The sequence below is a fragment of the Klenkia marina genome, from assembly GCF_900101025.1.
In the GTDB taxonomy this organism is placed as follows: Bacteria; Actinomycetota; Actinomycetes; order Mycobacteriales; family Geodermatophilaceae; genus Klenkia; species Klenkia marina.
Map to the genome: position 1 here is coordinate 123,434 of NZ_FMUH01000001.1, position 14,579 is coordinate 138,012.

Below are 14,579 nucleotides of genomic sequence, written 5' to 3' on the forward strand. Positions count from 1 at the left end.
ACCATGGCCCATGACCGGCCCGACCGACAGACCTGCCGTCGGGCAGGATCGTGCCCATGCCCCGCCCGTTGCCGAAGCTGCCCACCACCGTCGTCGGGAGCCTCCCGCAGCCCGGCTGGCTGATCGACCGCGACCGGTTGGGCCACCAGTTCCCGCCGCGGGTGCGCGCCGCCGAGCTGTGGCGCATCCCGGCCGACCAGCTCCACGAGGCCCAGGACGACGCCACCCTGGTCACCATCCGCGCCCAGGAGGAGGCCGGGCTGGACATCATCGGCGACGGCGAGATCCGGCGGGAGTCCTACTCCAACCACTTCGCCACCGCGCTCGAGGGCATCGACCTGGACAACCCGGGCACGGTGCGCAACCGCTCGGGCCTGGACATCCCGGTGCCGCGGATCAGCGGCCCGATCACCCGGCCCCGCCCGGTGCAGGCCGACGACGTCCGGTTCCTGCGCGCGCACACCGACCGGGCCGTGAAGATCACCGTGCCGGGTCCGTTCACGATGGCCCAGCAGGCGCAGGACGACCACTACGGCAGCGACCGCGAGCTGGCCCTGGCCTACGCCGACGTCGTCCGCGCCGAGATCGCCGACCTGTTCGCCGCCGGTGCGGACATCGTGCAGCTCGACGAGCCGTGGCTGCAGGCCCGCCCCGACGTCGCCCGGCAGTACGGCGTCGAGGCGCTGAACCGGGCCCTCGAGGGCGCAGCCGGCACCACGCACGTGCACCTGTGCTTCGGCTACGCCGCGATGGTCGCCGAGCGGCCCGACGGCTACTCGTTCCTTCCCGAGCTGGCCGACGTCGCGTGCGACGCCGTCTCGGTCGAGACCGCCCAGTCGCACCTGGACCCGACCACGCTGGAGCCCCTGCGCGGCAAGGGCATCGCGCTGGGCGTGCTCGACCTCTCGACGCCCGAGGTCGAGACGCCCGTGCAGATCGCCGACCGCGTGCGCCGGGCGCTGGACCACGTCGACGTCGAGAAGCTGGTGCTCTCCAGCGACTGCGGCCTGAAGTACCTGCCGCGCGAGGCGGCCGCGGGCAAGATGCGGGCCCTGACGACGGCGGCCGAACTGGTGCGCGGCGAGCTGTAGCGGTGGCCCTGCTGACCTTCGCAGGCAGGCTGACCGCCGACCCGGTCGTCGACCGGTCCGACCGGACCCTGTCCGCGGAGTTCGTGGTGGCCGAGTCGACCGGGGCCTACGTCCGGGGTGAGTGGGTGCCGCACGCGGTGCCCACCACCCGGTGGGTGCGCACCCCGCACCAGCTCACCGACGCGGTGGCCGCCACCCTGCGGTCCGGCGTCCACGTCGTCGTCACCGGCCGCGAGCACACCGAGCTGCGCGGCCGGCACGAGGTGCGGGTGGTCGAGGCGGTCCGGGTCGGCGTGCTGCTCGCCGCGGAGCAGACGGTCACGGTGCACCCGCACCCCGGGCCGGGCAGCTGGTGGCCCACGGACGTCTGAGCCGTGCTCAGCCGGCCCGGGCCTCGGCGACCTGGGCCAGGGCGACGTCGAGCGAGCGGACGGCACCGTCGGGGTCGACCCGGGCCAGCGCGAACGCGGCCACCACCAGCGAGGTGCAGGTGTCGGCGAGCGGCCCGGGATCGCGGGCGGGGAACCGCGCTGCCACACCGCGCTCGAACGCCGTCCGCAGCTCGGCGCGGTAGCCGGCCACGACGGCGCGCACGGCGGCGTCGGCGCCGATCGGCGCGGTGGCCGCGTTGACCAGCAGGCACCCCTGCCCGGCCCCGGCCGGGTCGGCGGCCGCGATCGCCGCCCGCAGCCCGTTCAGGTACCCGACCAGCGCGTCGGGGGCGACGACGTCACCGGTCAGGACGGCGAGGCGCGGGCGGACCACCTCGTCGAGGTAGCTCTGCACGGCGGCGTCGAAGAGCCCCCGCTTGCTGCCGAACGCGTGGTAGATGCTCGACCGGTTCAGCCCCGTGGCGCGCTCGAGCTCGGGCACGGAGGCGCTCTCGTACCCGTGGGTCCAGAACACGTCGCGGGCCGCACGGACGGCGGTCTCGGTGTCGTAGGCCTGCGGTCGGGCCATGGTTCCTCCTCGTTCTGGACCTTCCGTTGCAGGATAGTCGGCTCGCGCGCTATCGTGCAACGGTCGGTCCACAACCCGGAGGTCAGCATGGTCGTCGCAGGTCTGGTGCTCGTCGGCGTCGCTGCCGCGATCCACCTGTACATCTTCGTGCTCGAGTCGCTCGCCTGGACCGGCGAGAAGGCCCGGGCCACCTTCGGCACCACGCCCGCCGAGGCCGAGGCCACCCGGTCGATGGCCTTCAACCAGGGCTTCTACAACCTGTTCCTGGCCGTCGAGATCGCCGCCGGCATCGTCGTCGTCGCGGCCGGGGCCACCGCCGTCGGCGCCACGCTGGTGTTCGTCGGCGCCGGCTCGATGGTCGCCGCCGGGCTGGTCCTGCTGACCAGCGACCGCTCCAAGACCCGACCCGCCCTGATCCAGCTCACCCCTCCCCTGCTCGGCATCGCGCTCCTCGCGGCCGGGCTCGCCCTCTGACAAGGAGACACGTCATGACCGAGAGCACCCAGATCCAGCTGGTCAACCGCCCCCAGGGGTGGCCCACCCCCGAGGACTTCCGCACCGTCACCGTGACCTACGGCGACCTGGCCCCCGGCCAGGTGCGCGTGCGCAACGAGTTCCTCTCCGTCGACCCCTACATGCGCGGCCGCATGAACGACGTCAAGAGCTACGTGCCGCCCTTCGCCCTCGGCGAGACCCTGACCGGCGGCGCCGTCGGCCGCGTCGTCGAGTCGACGTCGGAGGCGCACCCCGTCGGGTCGCTCGTGCTGCACAACTTCGGCTGGCGCGACGTCGTCCAGGAGGACGCCCGCGGCTTCCGGGTGCTGCCCGAGATCCCCGGCGCCCCGGCCTCGCTGCACCTGGGCATCCTCGGTCTCACCGGCATGACCGCCTACGTAGGCCTCACCGCCATCGCGCAGCTGAAGGAGGGCGACACCGTGTTCGTCTCCGGCGCCGCGGGCGCCGTGGGCTCGGCGGTCGGCCAGATCGCCAAGCTGCTCGGCGCCGGCCGCGTGATCGGCTCGGCTGGTTCGGCCGAGAAGGTCGCGCTGCTGACCGAGAAGTACGGCTACGACGCCGCGTTCGACTACAAGGCCGGCCCCGTGCTCGACCAGCTGCGCGACGCTGCCCCCGACGGCATCGACGTCTACTTCGACAACGTCGGCGGCGACCACCTCGAGGCCGCGCTCGCGGTGCTCAACGACGGTGGTCGCGCGGCCCTGTGCGGCGCGATCAGCGGCTACAACGCCGACGAGGCGCCGGCCGGGCCCCGCAACATGATGAACATCATCAAGGGCGGGCTCACACTGAAGGGTTTCACGCTGGGCAACTACTCCCACGTCGCCCCGGAGTTCCGCGAGCACATGACCACCTGGTTCGCCGACGGCGAGATCGCCTACGACGAGACGGTGGTCGAGGGCGTGGAGAACACCGTCGAGGCGTTCCTGTCGATGATGCGGGGCGCGAACACCGGCAAGATGGTCGTGAAGATCTAGCCTCAGTCCTCCGGCAGCTCGGCGAAGGCCCGCTGCGCGCCCCGGTACCAGTCCATCGACTTCTTCGGGTGCCGCCAGCGGGCCTTCATCGCGTCCCGGGCCTCCTGGTGGGTGGAGTCGCCGGCCGCCTCGCGCTCCTTCAGGTGCTGGTCCTGGGCGTTGATGACGGCGTTCGCGTCCTCGCCGCGGTGCGGGTGGTCGCAGGGCCCGCCGAGCTGGGCGCAGGTCATGGTCTTCATCGGTGCTCCTCCGTCGTGGTGGTGTCCTGCTCCTGCGACGACGGCGAGGCCGCCGGTGTGACCGACCTGCGCTCGACGCCGTCGAGCACCCCCGGCTCGGCCCGGAAGACGATGCCGGCGACCCGCCCGTCGACCACGGTGAAGTCGAAGACGACCTTCGCCTCGCCGCGGTGGTACCAGGCGTAGCCGGGCCGGTCCTCGACCAGCACGGGCAGCGCGGCGTGCGCACTCCCGTCGAAGAACGCCGCGACGGCCTCCCGGCCGTCGATCCGCTCGGGGGTGCCGGCCCGCAGGGCGGCCGCGTCGGCGGTGACCCCGGCCCCGGGCGCCAGCAGCTCGAGCAGCCGGGCGAGGTCTCCCCCGCGGGCGGCGGCCATGAACGCGTCGACCACCACCCAGTCGGCCAGCCGGTCCTCCGCGGCCGGCTGCGCGACGCGCGCCCGGGCCCGCGACGCCAGCTTCCGCGCCGCGGCGGGGGTGGTGTCCAGGACGGCGGCGACGGTGCCGAACTCGAACCCGAAGCTGTCGTGCAGCACGAAGGCCACCCGCTCCCGGGGCGGCAACCGGTCCAGCACCACCTGCAGCGCGACCCCCACCGTGTCGGCCAGCGCGACCGCGTCGGCCGGGTCGAGAGCGGTGTCCGGGACGTCGTCGACCTCCTCGACCGGGCTCGGCACCCGGGCCTTGAGCCGGTCCAGGCACAGCCGGGTGGTGACCGTGGTCAGCCACGCGGGCAGGTCCAGCACCTCGACGTCGGTGCGGTCCAGCCGCAGCCACGCCTGCTGGACGACGTCCTCGGCCTCCGCCCGGTCGCCCAGCACCCGGGCGGCCAACGCCGTCAGCCGGTGTCGCTCCGCCTCGAACTCCTCGACCATCCCCTCGACCATCTCCACGCCCTCCTGACGACCCGGCCCCACCGGGTGTGACCGGGTCGGAATCGTCGTCAGGATGCGGTAGACAGCACGCCGTGGACACCCCCGCCCCGCACGCCGCCGACACCCACGACCTCATCCGGGTCGTGGGCGCCCGTGAGAACAACCTGAAGAACGTCGACCTCGAGATCCCCAAGCGCCGGCTCACGGTGTTCACCGGGGTGTCCGGCTCGGGCAAGAGCTCGCTGGTCTTCGCCACCATCGCCGCGGAGTCCCAGCGGCTGATCAACGAGACCTACCCGGCGTTCCTGCAGGGCTTCATGCCCAGCCAGGCCCGCCCCGACGTCGACCTGCTCGACGGCCTGACCACGGCGATCATCGTCGACCAGGAGCGCATGGGCGCCAACCCGCGCTCGACGCTGGGCACCGCCACCGACGTCAACGCACTGCTCCGCATCCTGTTCTCCAAGATCGGCACCCCGCACATCGGCTCGGCGCAGGCCTTCTCGTTCAACACCGCCACGGTGAGCGGCAAGGGCGGGCTGACGGTGGAGAAGGGCGACCCGGCGGCCGGGAAGAAGGTCGAGCGCCAGGAGTTCCGGGTGCAGGGCGGCATGTGCGCCCGGTGCGAGGGCCGCGGCTCGGACACCGACTTCGACCGCAGCGCACTCTACGACGACACGAAGTCCATCAATGATGGTGCGCTGACCATCCCGGGCTGGTCGATGGACGGCTGGCAGGGCCGCATCCTGCGCGGCTGCGGCCTCTTCGACTGCGACGTGCCGATCCGCGACCTGCCCGAGCGCGAGCTGCGCGCCCTGCTGTACCAGGACGCCACCAAGATCAAGGTCGAGGGCATCAACCTCACCTTCCTCGGCATCATCCCGCAGATCCAGAAGACGTTCCTGAGCAAGGACGTCGACGCCATGCAGCCGCACATCCGCGCCTTCGTCGAGCGCGCGGTCACCTTCACCACCTGCCCCGACTGCGCCGGCACCCGGCTCAACGACACCGCGCGGAGCTCCCTGGTGGCCGGCAAGAACATCGCCGAGCTGTGCCAGATGCAGATCAGCGACCTGGCCGAGTGGGTGCGCAAGCTCGACGAACCGAGCGTGGCGCCGCTGCTGGCCGGCCTGCGCGACACCCTCGACGCCTTCGTCGAGATCGGGCTGGGCTACCTCTCCCTCGACCGCCCGGCCGGCACGCTGTCCGGCGGCGAGGCCCAGCGCACGAAGCTCATCCGGCACCTGGGCAGCTCGCTCACCGACGTCACCTACGTCTTCGACGAGCCCACCATCGGCCTGCACCCGCACGACATCGGCAAGATGAACACCCTGCTGCTGCAGCTGCGCGACAAGGGCAACACCGTGCTGGTGGTCGAGCACAAGCCCGAGACCATCGCCATCGCCGACCACGTCGTCGACATCGGCCCGCGGGCCGGCACCGCCGGCGGCGAGGTCTTGTACCAGGGCTCGCTCGAGGGGCTGCGGGCCAGCGGCACGCTCACCGGCACCCACCTCGACGACCGGGCGCGGCTCAAGCCGGAGGTCCGCACCCCGACCGGGGTGCTCGAGGTCCGCGGGGCCAGGACCCACAACCTCCGCGACGTCGACGTCGACGTCCCGCTCGGCGTGCTGACCGTCGTGACCGGCGTGGCCGGGTCGGGCAAGAGCTCGCTGGTGCACGGGTCCGTCGCCGGGCGCGAGGGCGTGGTGAGCATCGACCAGAGCGCGATCAAGGGCTCCCGCCGCAGCAACCCGGCCACCTACACCGGACTGCTCGAGCCGGTGCGCAAGGCTTTCGCCAAGGCCAACGGGGTCAAGCCCGCCCTGTTCAGCGCGAACTCCGAGGGCGCGTGCCCCTCGTGCAACGGCGCCGGCGTGATCATCACCGAGATCCCGACCATGGGCACCGTCTCGACCCCGTGCGAGGAGTGCGAGGGCAAGCGGTTCCAGGCCGCGGTGCTGGAGTACACCCTCGGCGGCAAGAACATCGCCGAGGTGCTGGCACTGCAGGTGACCGAGGCCCGGGAGTACTTCGCCGCCGGAGAGGCCAAGACCCCCGCCGCGGAGAAGATCCTGGCCCGCATGGTCGACGTCGGCCTGGGCTACCTGACCCTCGGCCAGCCGCTGAACACGCTGTCCGGTGGCGAGCGGCAGCGGCTCAAGCTGGCCACCCAGATGGGCGAGGGCGGCACCGTCTACGTGCTCGACGAGCCCACCACGGGTCTGCACCTGGCCGACGTCGACCAGCTGCTGGGCCTGCTCGACCGGCTGGTCGACTCCGGCAAGTCGGTCGTCGTCATCGAGCACCACCAGGCCGTGATGGCGCACGCCGACCGCATCATCGACATCGGCCCCGGCGCCGGGCACGACGGCGGGCGGGTGGTCTTCCAGGGCACCCCGGCCGAGCTCGTCGCCGACCGCAGCACCCTCACCGGCCAGCACCTGGCGGAGTACGTCGGCGCCTGACGCGGTGTCGGTTCTCTGGTTGGCGCGTCGCTGACAACCCAGGAACCGCCATTGGAAGCAGGTGGTGCACCGCTGAGAGACGAAGGGCGAATTCGATGGAACCCCTCGCCGTGAGCGAGGCTCGGGCATGGAGCGGTGACCGCCAGCTACCCCGTCAGCACTATGGCTCTCGGCCGCTCGACCCCCTCGCGCCTCACCAGCAGCGTGCGCACCTCGGCGCTGTCCGCGACCACATGCGCATCACTCGTTGACGTCTGCGACACCGTTCCCGTTCAGGTCCGAGCCAGGCCCGAAGCACTCCTCGACGGTGGCCGTCCCGTCCGAGCATCGGACTTCGAGGTCGGAGTAGACGTATCCGTCGTCCTCGTCGGCGACCGTCTCAGACCTGGTGCATCCGAGCGCGTCGTCGAAGTACCAGCCTGGTGGGCAGCCGCCCTCGGCATCGATGACTGCCTGCGCGGCTGCTTCCTCGGCTGCCTGTTGTGACGCGGCGTCCTCGGCCGCTTGTTGTGCCGCGGCCTCTACCGCTGCGAGCTCAGCAGCCACCCGCTCGGCCTCCGCACGCTCAGCCTCAGCCCGCTGGGCCACGAGCACAGACCGGGCGTCTGCCTCGGACTCGAGCTCAAGACCCGACGGCCCGACCCAGGTCGCGGCGCGCGTCGCGCCCACCGCGGACGTCGTGGACAACTCGGACTCGTTGCCGCAACCGGCAAGGAGGACGACGGCGAACGTCGCGAATGCCGTAAGGCGCGACTGCTTCATGTGGACCCCCGTGGATGCGCCGCCGAGTTCCGGACGGCGAAACTGCGGACAGGGTGACATGCCCACGGCGCGCAGGAGAAGTCGACCGCCCACTCCCGATGGCAAGCCCCTGGCTGACATGTCGTCGTCTGATGCTGACCGCGTTGCTCGATCTCGGTGCGATTGCTGAGCGCTCTGAGCGCGGAATGCCCAGTAGCCGCGCCCAGCCTTCGAGGGTCGGGGTGTGGTCAGGCCTCCGGGGCGTCAGCCGGGTCGGCTGCGAGGTAGCCCGACCAGCCGTCGTACTCGCCGCCGTGGCGGTCGACGACGTCGAAGATCTGCTGGCTGGAGGCGTCGGCGGTATCGACGTCGGCGGCGTCGATGCGGGAGAACTCGATCCGCACCCGTCGCAGACCCCGGCCCACACCGTCCACGCGGAAACCGAGGGCGACCAGGTCGGTCTGCACGGCGGCGGCGTGCCGGCGCGGCACCACCACGAGGTGGTCCAGCGGACGCGGCACGTGCGGCGCGTCCCCCAGCTCCACCCGCTGCGCCACCAGCGCCACGTTCGCCTCGTGCTGGGCCGCCATGTCCGAGGTCATGCCGCCGACGCTAGCTCCCCGCGACGCAGCAGAGCCCGGGCGGTCCGAGGACCGTCCGGGCTCTGCTCTGCAAGGGGTGGTGCTGTGATGGTGGAGGTGGCGGGAATCGAACCCGCGTCCTTCGACGCGCGACCAGGGCTTCTCCGAGCGCAGTCCGCTGTGTCCCTGCTCGACCTTCCCGATCCCACGAACAGGTCGGGACGACAGGCCCAGTCGCTGTGGGGTGTCCCGTGCCGGTCCGCGACCGACCAGCACGGTGAGTCATCTAGCTGATGCCAGGATCCGGGCCGATGACAGAACCCGGGCTGACAGACTCACTCTGGCTGCTTACGCAGCGAGAGCGAAGTCGCGCTGACTGGAGTCGGCGCTTGTGTGTTTTCCAACGCGTGGTTAACGAGCTCATCGTTGGCTTCCTCGGCTCGCTTCCCCTGGTGACCCGACCGAAGTCGAGACCAATCACCCCCTGTGCAGTTGTACCGGCAGATCCTACGCCTAGATCCAGTCGCGCCGCTTGAAGATGACGTAGAGCGCCAGGCTGATGCCGAACATCAGCGCCAGCGCGAAGGGGTAGCCGAACACCCAGGTCAGCTCGGGCATGTGGTCGAAGTTCATGCCGTAGACGCCGCCGACCAGCGAGGGGGCGAACAGGATGGCTGCCCAGGCCGAGATCTTCTTGACCTCCTCGCCCTGGGCGATCGAGGTCTCCGACAGCGTCTTCATCTCCTCGTTCTGCCGCTGGGCGACCAGGGTCGCGTTCACGGTGAGGATGTCGCGCAGCTGCGACCGGAAGGCGTCGACCCGCTCGTTGATGCCGGTGACGTGGTCGGCGACGTCGCGCAGGTTGGCCCGCAGGTCCTCGTCGACGCCGTACTTCTCGAACCCGGCGGTGATCGCCGCGCAGATGCCGGCCAGCGGCGCGGTGGCCCGCTGGACGTCGAGCACCTCCTGGGACAGCTCGTAGATGCGCCGGGACACCTTCGGGTCACCGCGGAACACCTCGAGCTCGATCTCGTCGATGTCCTTGTCCAGCCCGGCCAGCACCGGCAGGTACCCGTCGACGACGGCGTCGAGGATGGCGTAGAGCACCGACTCGCTGCCCTTGGCCAGCAGCTCCGGGTCGCTCTCCAGCCGCCGGCGCACGCGCGCCAGGTCCGGGGACTCCGCGTGCCGGATCGTGATGACGAAGTCGCGCCCGAGGAACAGGTGCAGCTCGCCGAACTCGACCTCCTCGCGGGCGTCGAGGTACCGGGCGGCCTTGAGGACGACGAAGAGCGTGTCCCCGTAGCGCTCGAACTTCGGCCGCTGATGGGCGTGGATGGCGTCCTCGACGGCCAGCTCGGGCAGGTCGAACAGCTCGGCCAGCTCACCGACCTGGTGCGGCTCGGGCCGGTAGAGGCCCAGCCAGGCGAGGCGGTTCTCGGTGAACCCGTCGGTGAGGCGCAGCCAGGTGCGGCTCTCCTCCGGCGACCCGGGGGTGTCCACGCGGCGCCCGTTGCTGTAGACGGCGTTGTCGACCATCTTCGGCGCGCGTCCGGGCAGCTCCAGGCGGGTGACCGGCTCGGGCGCCAGACCGGTCGGCCGGGGCCGGCGGGTGAGCGTGCTCAGGGCGGTGAGCGGGGCAGTGAGCTGGGGACGGCGGCGATCGGCCACGACGGACTCCCTGGGGTGGTGCGGGCGGGGACGTCGGAGGAGGTCCCGCGGGCACCGGCCCCGGACGGGGACCGTGGCCGGCCGCGTCAGGCGGCGGGGACCTCGGGACTGTGACTGGGGGGCTCGCTGCGCATGCGTGCCACCTCCCGTCCGGTCGGGCCCCGGCGTCCGGGCCGTCGTCGATGATCGCACGCCCCGTACCGGCCGGCATGCACGGCAGGCACACGTGCGGTGAAGACCACTCCCCCGGGGTGCGCCACCGACTGCCGACCGACCCTGGTGCATCACCGGCGCCTGTGGGCAGACTGTGCGCGTCCCGCGGTCGGCTGGTGCCGGCACCGTCAAGAACAGGCGCAGGGATCCGGCCCCGTCCGACGAGAGGGATCCTGACGTGACGCGGCTCCTCCGCACCGCCGTCCACCTGCTCACCTCCACCGCCGTCGTCGGCACCGCGCTCGCCGCGACCGTCGTCGGCACCGCGGCCCCCGCCGCAGCCGCCTGCGCCGACGTCGACGTCGTCTTCGCCCGCGGCACCGGCGAGACGCCCGGCCTGGGCATCACCGGCCGGCCGTTCGTGTCGGCCCTGACCAGCCAGCTGGCCGACCGCACGGTCAGCTCCTACGCCGTCGACTACGCGGCCAACAGCAGCCAGACCAGCGCCGGCCCCGGCTCGGCGGACATGAGCCGGCACGTGAGCGAGGTGGCCGCGGCCTGCCCCGGCACCCGGTTCGTGCTGGGCGGCTACTCGCAGGGCGCCACGGTCACCGACCTCGCCGTCGGCATCCGCACCGGGGTCAGCACCGGCACGCCGATCCCCGCGGCGCTGGCCGACCGGGTCGTCGCCGTCGTCGTCTTCGGCAACCCGCTGGGCCTGTCGGGCGGGCGGACCATCGCCACGGCCAGCCCCACGTACGGCCCGCGGTCGGTGGACTACTGCAACAGCTCGGACACCGTGTGCGGCAGCCAGCCGAAGAACGGCACGGGTGGGCACCTCAGCTATGCCAGCAACGGGGCGACCACGGCCGGTGCCTCGTTCGCCGCGGCCCGGGTGCGTGCCGCCGGCACGCCGACCACGCCGACCCCGGGGGCCACCTGCGTGACGGCGACCCCCGGTGAGCACGTCTCCGCCGACCGCGCGGTGTCGGTCTACGGCGTGGCCTACGCCCGCGGCAGCCGCGACCGGCTGGGCTACACGGTCAGCCAGACGGCGGTGTCGCTGCGCCAGGACGGCACCGCCTCCTGGTCCCGGGTCACCGGCTGCTGAGCCCACTCCGGCCGGTGGACTGCTGTCCACCGGCCGGAGTGGACTGGTCCTCCCCCCGGTGGACGGCGTCAGGCTGGTCGACGTGCCCACTCCCGCGCTGACGCCCCTGCAGCAACTGCGCACCGGTCGCCTCCCCCGCCGGCTGGTGCAGCTGTACGTCGGCCTGGTCCTCTACGGCTTCTCCATGGCGCTGGTGCTGCGCGCCGAGCTCGGGCTGGACCCGTGGGACGTGCTGCACCAGGGACTGGCCGAGCAGCTGGGCTGGTCGTTCGGCACCGTGACCATCGCCGTCGGGGCGCTGGTGCTGCTGCTGTGGATCCCGCTGCGTCAGTGGCCTGGGCTGGGCACCGTGAGCAACGTGGTGGTGATCGGGCTCGCCGTCGACGCCGGGTTGGCCGTGCTGCCGCCGGTGGAGTCGCTGCCGCTGCGCATCGGGCTGCTAGTGGCCGGCGTCGTCCTCAACGGGCTGGCCGGTGCCACCTACCTGGCCAGCGCCTTCGGGGCCGGCCCCCGCGACGGCCTGATGACCGGCCTGGTCGCCCGCACCGGCCGCAGCGTGCGGCTGGTGCGCACCTGCCTGGAGCTGACCGTGCTGGCCGTGGGCCTGCTGCTCGGCGGCTCGGTCGGGGTCGGCACCGTGCTGTACGCGGTCGCCATCGGCCCGTTGGTCCAGCTGTTCCTGCCGCTGGTCGCGGTCCGGCTGCCCGAGCCGGACCGCGACGCCGACGCCCCCGCCGTCCCCGCCTAGACCGAGGCGACCTCGCCCTCGGGCGGCGGCACCCGCAGGGCGACCAGGAACCGGCTGACCATCGCGTACCCGCCGATGGTGACCATGAGCTCGACGATCTCGCGCTCGCTGAACTCGGCGCGCACCTGCTGGAAGAGCAGGTCGGGGATCTCGATCTCCATGGTGGCGGTGTCGGTGAGCTCGAGCACCAGGTTCTGCCGGTAGTCGAAGTGCGCCCGCGGGTCCTGGTCGTAGAGCGCGTCGATCTGCGCGTCGGTGATCCCGGCCCGGCGGGCGGCGTCCTTGTGCGCCACCCACTCGAAGGCGGCGTTGTTGAGCACCGCCACCCGCAGGATGGCCAGTTCGCGCAGGTCCGCGCCCAGGGACGACTTGTGCCGCAGCGCTCCGAGCAGCTCGTTCCACCCGTCGGCGACCGGCGGGCTGTGCAGCAGCAGCTTGTCCAGCGCGGACAGCTCGCCGCCGCGGCGGGCGGCCATGCGGTCGGCGATGGGCCGGGCCTCGGACGTGACCTCGGGGAAGGACAACCGGGCCGGGCCGGTCGCCTCGTGGTGGGTGCCGCTCACCTGGAGCCCCCGGCGAGCACACCGGCGGGGTAGGCACCCGCGGCCACGACGGTGCGGGCCATGTTCTTGGCCAGCTGCACCACCCGCTCGGTGCGCTCGACCCCCAGGTGCTCGAAGGGCTGCACGCTCAGCATGTCCGTCGCCTCCTCCACGGCGGCCCGCCGGGCCACGCCGTCCTCGGTCAGGCCCTGCTCGTCGAGCAGGCCCCGGGCGGTGAGCCGTTGCACGGCGCCCGCCCACTCCTCGGGGCTCCAGCCCCGCGTGCGCTGCGCCGCCTCGACGGTGAACCCGCGGCCGGTGACCGTGTGCGTCACCAGGGCCTCGAGACCGGTGAGCCCGTGCAGCTGCAACGCCATCAGGTGCCCGTCGCCGCGGTGCTCGCGCAGCAGGGTGACCGCGTGCCACAGGCGGGTCACAGGATCGGTGGGCCACTCGAGGTCGGCGTGGCCGGCGTAGAGCGGACGCGCCTCGGGCGTGAGCACGGTGCAGGCCTCGGCCAGCAGGTCGCCCAGCTCGACGACGTCGGCGGTCGGGGTGTCACCGAGCAGCCGGGTGAGCGAGGCCCGCGCGCTGGCGAACCGGGCCGCCACCACCGCCTCGGGCGAGGCCAGCGTCCAGCACCGCGGCACGTGCCGGGCCACCAGGCCGGGCGCGAAGTTGTAGAAGGTCGCGGTCACCACGCCCGGGGACACCGCACCCATCGGCGCCGCCCGGCCGGCGAAGTAGGTCATCCGGCCCGGCCGCAGGCCGGTGGCGGCCAGGTGCTCGTCGAGCTCGGGCGAGAAGTAGTGGTGGGAGTGCAGCGGTTCGACCGAGCGGTGCGCCCGGGCGGCCAGCCGGACGTCGACGCCCGGGGGTGTGAGCTGATCCACAGTGACCATGTGCGGACCCTACTGGTCGTTCACCCCAGCGGGGGCAGGTGCACCGACCACGACACCTGGGTGCGGGCCACCGCGAACCCCATCGAGCGGTACAGCCCCTGCGCCTCGTCGACGTTGTCGGTGTCCACCTCCAGCGACGCGCTGTCGCAGCCGGCGTCGGCGGCTGCCCGCAGCGCCGCGGCGATCACCGCCTTGGACAGCCCCCGGCCGCGGGCGGCGGGCACCACGCCGATCTGGCCGTAGTAGGCGTCGACCGTGCCGGTCGCGGCGGTGTCGGCCTCGTGCACGTAGGCCAGTACGTACCCGACCACCTCGTCGTCCTGGACGGCGAGCACCGAGAGGTCGGCCCGGAACGCCCGCTGCCCGGTGAACATGGTCTGCCAGGACGTGCGGTCGCGTTCGCTGGAGCCGTAGTGCTCGGTGAAGGCGGCGTTGTGCGCGTGCCGCACCTGCTCGTCGCGCGCCCAGTCGAAGCGCACCAGCTCGACGCCGTCGACGGTGCGCGGCGCGGGCAGGTCGGTCAACGGGCGGGACATGCTCTGGAACCACCGCGCCGGGGTGAAGCCGCCGCGGCGCAGCAGGCCCTCCTGGCCGGTGATGGTGGCCTGGTGCAGCACGGTGAGCCGCGCCGGCGCCTCGGGGTGCCGCTCGGCGTGGATCTCGCGCCCGCGCGCGACCTGCCAGTCCAGCACCGCCCGCCCGATGCCCTCGCCGCGCCGGTCCGGGCGCACCCGTCCGTCCAGGTGGACACCGTAGGCATCGCGGAAGGTGGGGGCGGCGACGGTCGCCGCCACCGCCACGAGGTCGTCCCCGTCGAGCACCGCACGGGTGTCGGCGTCGACCTCGACGAAGGGGGCGAACCACTGCTCGGCCAGGTCCGCGGCGTCGTAGTGCTCGCCGGTGTCGTCGACCCGCTCCGCGGCCTCGTACAGCGCGGCGGCGGCGGGGAGGTCGTCCCGGGTGAGCGGACGGACGGTCAGCGCAGCGGGGAAGGACACCCGGCG

16 protein-coding genes and 1 other RNA gene are annotated in these 14,579 nt (G+C 72.7%); 7 read left to right on the plus strand and 10 right to left on the minus strand.

Annotation, left to right across the window (positions count from 1 at the left end; all coding sequences use genetic code 11):
- Window positions 1-56 precede the first annotated feature (56 nt).
- Both BLP29_RS00615 and BLP29_RS00620 read left to right on the plus strand, forming a co-directional pair.
- On the plus strand, window positions 57-1,091 hold the full coding sequence (locus BLP29_RS00615) for a uroporphyrinogen decarboxylase family protein (RefSeq protein ID WP_092798856.1): 1,035 nt from the start codon (window positions 57-59) through the stop codon (window positions 1,089-1,091).
- A gap of 2 nt (window positions 1,092-1,093) precedes the next feature.
- Window positions 1,094-1,462, plus strand: a complete 369-nt coding sequence (locus tag BLP29_RS00620) for a hypothetical protein (RefSeq protein ID WP_092798858.1) — start codon at window positions 1,094-1,096, stop codon at window positions 1,460-1,462.
- 7 nt (window positions 1,463-1,469) lie between these two features.
- On the opposite strand, the gene BLP29_RS00625 is transcribed toward BLP29_RS00620, so the two are convergent.
- A complete protein-coding gene (locus BLP29_RS00625) occupies window positions 1,470-2,051 on the minus strand; it encodes a TetR/AcrR family transcriptional regulator (protein ID WP_092798860.1) in 582 nt (193 codons plus the stop codon).
- Window positions 2,052-2,138: 87 nt separating this feature from the next.
- Here BLP29_RS00625 and BLP29_RS00630 point away from each other — a divergent pair, with 87 nt between their 5' ends.
- On the plus strand, window positions 2,139-2,525 hold the full coding sequence (locus tag BLP29_RS00630; RefSeq protein ID WP_092800519.1) for a DUF1304 domain-containing protein: 387 nt from the start codon (window positions 2,139-2,141) through the stop codon (window positions 2,523-2,525).
- A gap of 14 nt (window positions 2,526-2,539) precedes the next feature.
- Entirely contained in the window at window positions 2,540-3,544 is a 1,005-nt protein-coding gene (locus BLP29_RS00635; protein WP_092798862.1) for an NADP-dependent oxidoreductase, read from the plus strand.
- Between the two features lie 2 nt (window positions 3,545-3,546).
- On the opposite strand, the gene BLP29_RS00640 is transcribed toward BLP29_RS00635, so the two are convergent.
- Complete coding sequence (locus BLP29_RS00640; protein ID WP_092798864.1) at window positions 3,547-3,783, minus strand: hypothetical protein; 237 nt, start codon at window positions 3,781-3,783, stop codon at window positions 3,547-3,549.
- Window positions 3,780-4,670, minus strand: a complete 891-nt coding sequence (locus BLP29_RS00645) for a sigma-70 family RNA polymerase sigma factor (protein ID WP_092800522.1) — start codon at window positions 4,668-4,670, stop codon at window positions 3,780-3,782. Before BLP29_RS00645 ends, BLP29_RS00640 begins: the two co-directional genes overlap by 4 nt.
- A gap of 80 nt (window positions 4,671-4,750) precedes the next feature.
- Here BLP29_RS00645 and BLP29_RS00650 point away from each other — a divergent pair, with 80 nt between their 5' ends.
- Window positions 4,751-7,126, plus strand: coding sequence for an ATP-binding cassette domain-containing protein (locus BLP29_RS00650; protein WP_092798866.1), 2,376 nt, complete (start codon window positions 4,751-4,753; stop codon window positions 7,124-7,126).
- A 240-nt stretch (window positions 7,127-7,366) separates the two neighbouring features.
- Here BLP29_RS00650 and BLP29_RS00655 read toward each other — a convergent pair whose 3' ends face one another.
- The 4 genes from BLP29_RS00655 to BLP29_RS00670 all read right to left on the minus strand — a co-directional run bounded on the left by BLP29_RS00655 (window position 7,367) and on the right by BLP29_RS00670 (window position 10,119).
- Window positions 7,367-7,888, minus strand: coding sequence for a hypothetical protein (locus tag BLP29_RS00655; protein ID WP_092798868.1), 522 nt, complete (start codon window positions 7,886-7,888; stop codon window positions 7,367-7,369).
- A 227-nt stretch (window positions 7,889-8,115) separates the two neighbouring features.
- Window positions 8,116-8,469 (minus strand): ribonuclease E inhibitor RraB, encoded by a 354-nt coding sequence (locus BLP29_RS00660; RefSeq protein ID WP_092798870.1) that lies wholly within the window; start codon window positions 8,467-8,469, stop codon window positions 8,116-8,118.
- A gap of 88 nt (window positions 8,470-8,557) precedes the next feature.
- Window positions 8,558-8,933, minus strand: a transfer-messenger RNA (tmRNA) gene (ssrA, locus tag BLP29_RS00665).
- A 28-nt stretch (window positions 8,934-8,961) separates the two neighbouring features.
- Window positions 8,962-10,119: a magnesium and cobalt transport protein CorA gene (locus BLP29_RS00670; RefSeq protein ID WP_207798240.1), complete on the minus strand. Its 1,158-nt coding sequence runs from the start codon at window positions 10,117-10,119 to the stop codon at window positions 8,962-8,964.
- Window positions 10,120-10,510: 391 nt separating this feature from the next.
- On the opposite strand from BLP29_RS00670, the gene BLP29_RS00675 reads away from it, so the two are divergent.
- Both BLP29_RS00675 and yczE read left to right on the plus strand, forming a co-directional pair.
- On the plus strand, window positions 10,511-11,383 hold the full coding sequence (locus tag BLP29_RS00675) for a cutinase family protein (protein ID WP_207798241.1): 873 nt from the start codon (window positions 10,511-10,513) through the stop codon (window positions 11,381-11,383).
- Between the two features lie 82 nt (window positions 11,384-11,465).
- Window positions 11,466-12,131 (plus strand): membrane protein YczE, encoded by a 666-nt coding sequence (gene yczE, locus BLP29_RS00680; RefSeq protein WP_207798242.1) that lies wholly within the window; start codon window positions 11,466-11,468, stop codon window positions 12,129-12,131.
- Here the strand turns inward: yczE and BLP29_RS00685 are convergent.
- From BLP29_RS00685 to BLP29_RS00695, 3 genes are read right to left on the minus strand one after another with little or no spacing between them, the layout of a single operon-like run.
- Window positions 12,128-12,694: a carboxymuconolactone decarboxylase family protein gene (locus tag BLP29_RS00685; RefSeq protein ID WP_243469595.1), complete on the minus strand. Its 567-nt coding sequence runs from the start codon at window positions 12,692-12,694 to the stop codon at window positions 12,128-12,130. The two genes, yczE and BLP29_RS00685, sit on opposite strands and share 4 nt — an antisense overlap.
- Window positions 12,691-13,575: an SCO6745 family protein gene (locus tag BLP29_RS00690; protein ID WP_092798872.1), complete on the minus strand. Its 885-nt coding sequence runs from the start codon at window positions 13,573-13,575 to the stop codon at window positions 12,691-12,693. The genes BLP29_RS00685 and BLP29_RS00690 overlap by 4 nt, the downstream gene beginning before the upstream one ends.
- 20 nt (window positions 13,576-13,595) lie before the next feature.
- Entirely contained in the window at window positions 13,596-14,573 is a 978-nt protein-coding gene (locus tag BLP29_RS00695) for a GNAT family N-acetyltransferase (protein ID WP_092798874.1), read from the minus strand.
- Between the last annotated feature and the right edge of the window lie 6 nt (window positions 14,574-14,579).

Excerpts from the sequence above, each read along its gene's own strand:
- BLP29_RS00615 (WP_092798856.1), top strand. The coding sequence starts at position 57 with ATGCCCCGCCCGTTGCCGAAGCTGCCCACCACCGTCGTCGGGAGCCTC.
- BLP29_RS00625 (WP_092798860.1), bottom strand. The coding sequence starts at position 2,051 with ATGGCCCGACCGCAGGCCTACGACACCGAGACCGCCGTCCGTGCGGCC.
- BLP29_RS00630 (WP_092800519.1), top strand. The coding sequence starts at position 2,139 with ATGGTCGTCGCAGGTCTGGTGCTCGTCGGCGTCGCTGCCGCGATCCAC.
- BLP29_RS00635 (WP_092798862.1), top strand. The coding sequence starts at position 2,540 with ATGACCGAGAGCACCCAGATCCAGCTGGTCAACCGCCCCCAGGGGTGG.
- BLP29_RS00640 (WP_092798864.1), bottom strand. The coding sequence starts at position 3,783 with ATGAAGACCATGACCTGCGCCCAGCTCGGCGGGCCCTGCGACCACCCG.
- BLP29_RS00645 (WP_092800522.1), bottom strand. The coding sequence starts at position 4,670 with ATGGTCGAGGGGATGGTCGAGGAGTTCGAGGCGGAGCGACACCGGCTG.
- BLP29_RS00655 (WP_092798868.1), bottom strand. The coding sequence starts at position 7,888 with ATGAAGCAGTCGCGCCTTACGGCATTCGCGACGTTCGCCGTCGTCCTC.
- BLP29_RS00660 (WP_092798870.1), bottom strand. The coding sequence starts at position 8,469 with ATGACCTCGGACATGGCGGCCCAGCACGAGGCGAACGTGGCGCTGGTG.
- BLP29_RS00690 (WP_092798872.1), bottom strand. The coding sequence starts at position 13,575 with ATGGTCACTGTGGATCAGCTCACACCCCCGGGCGTCGACGTCCGGCTG.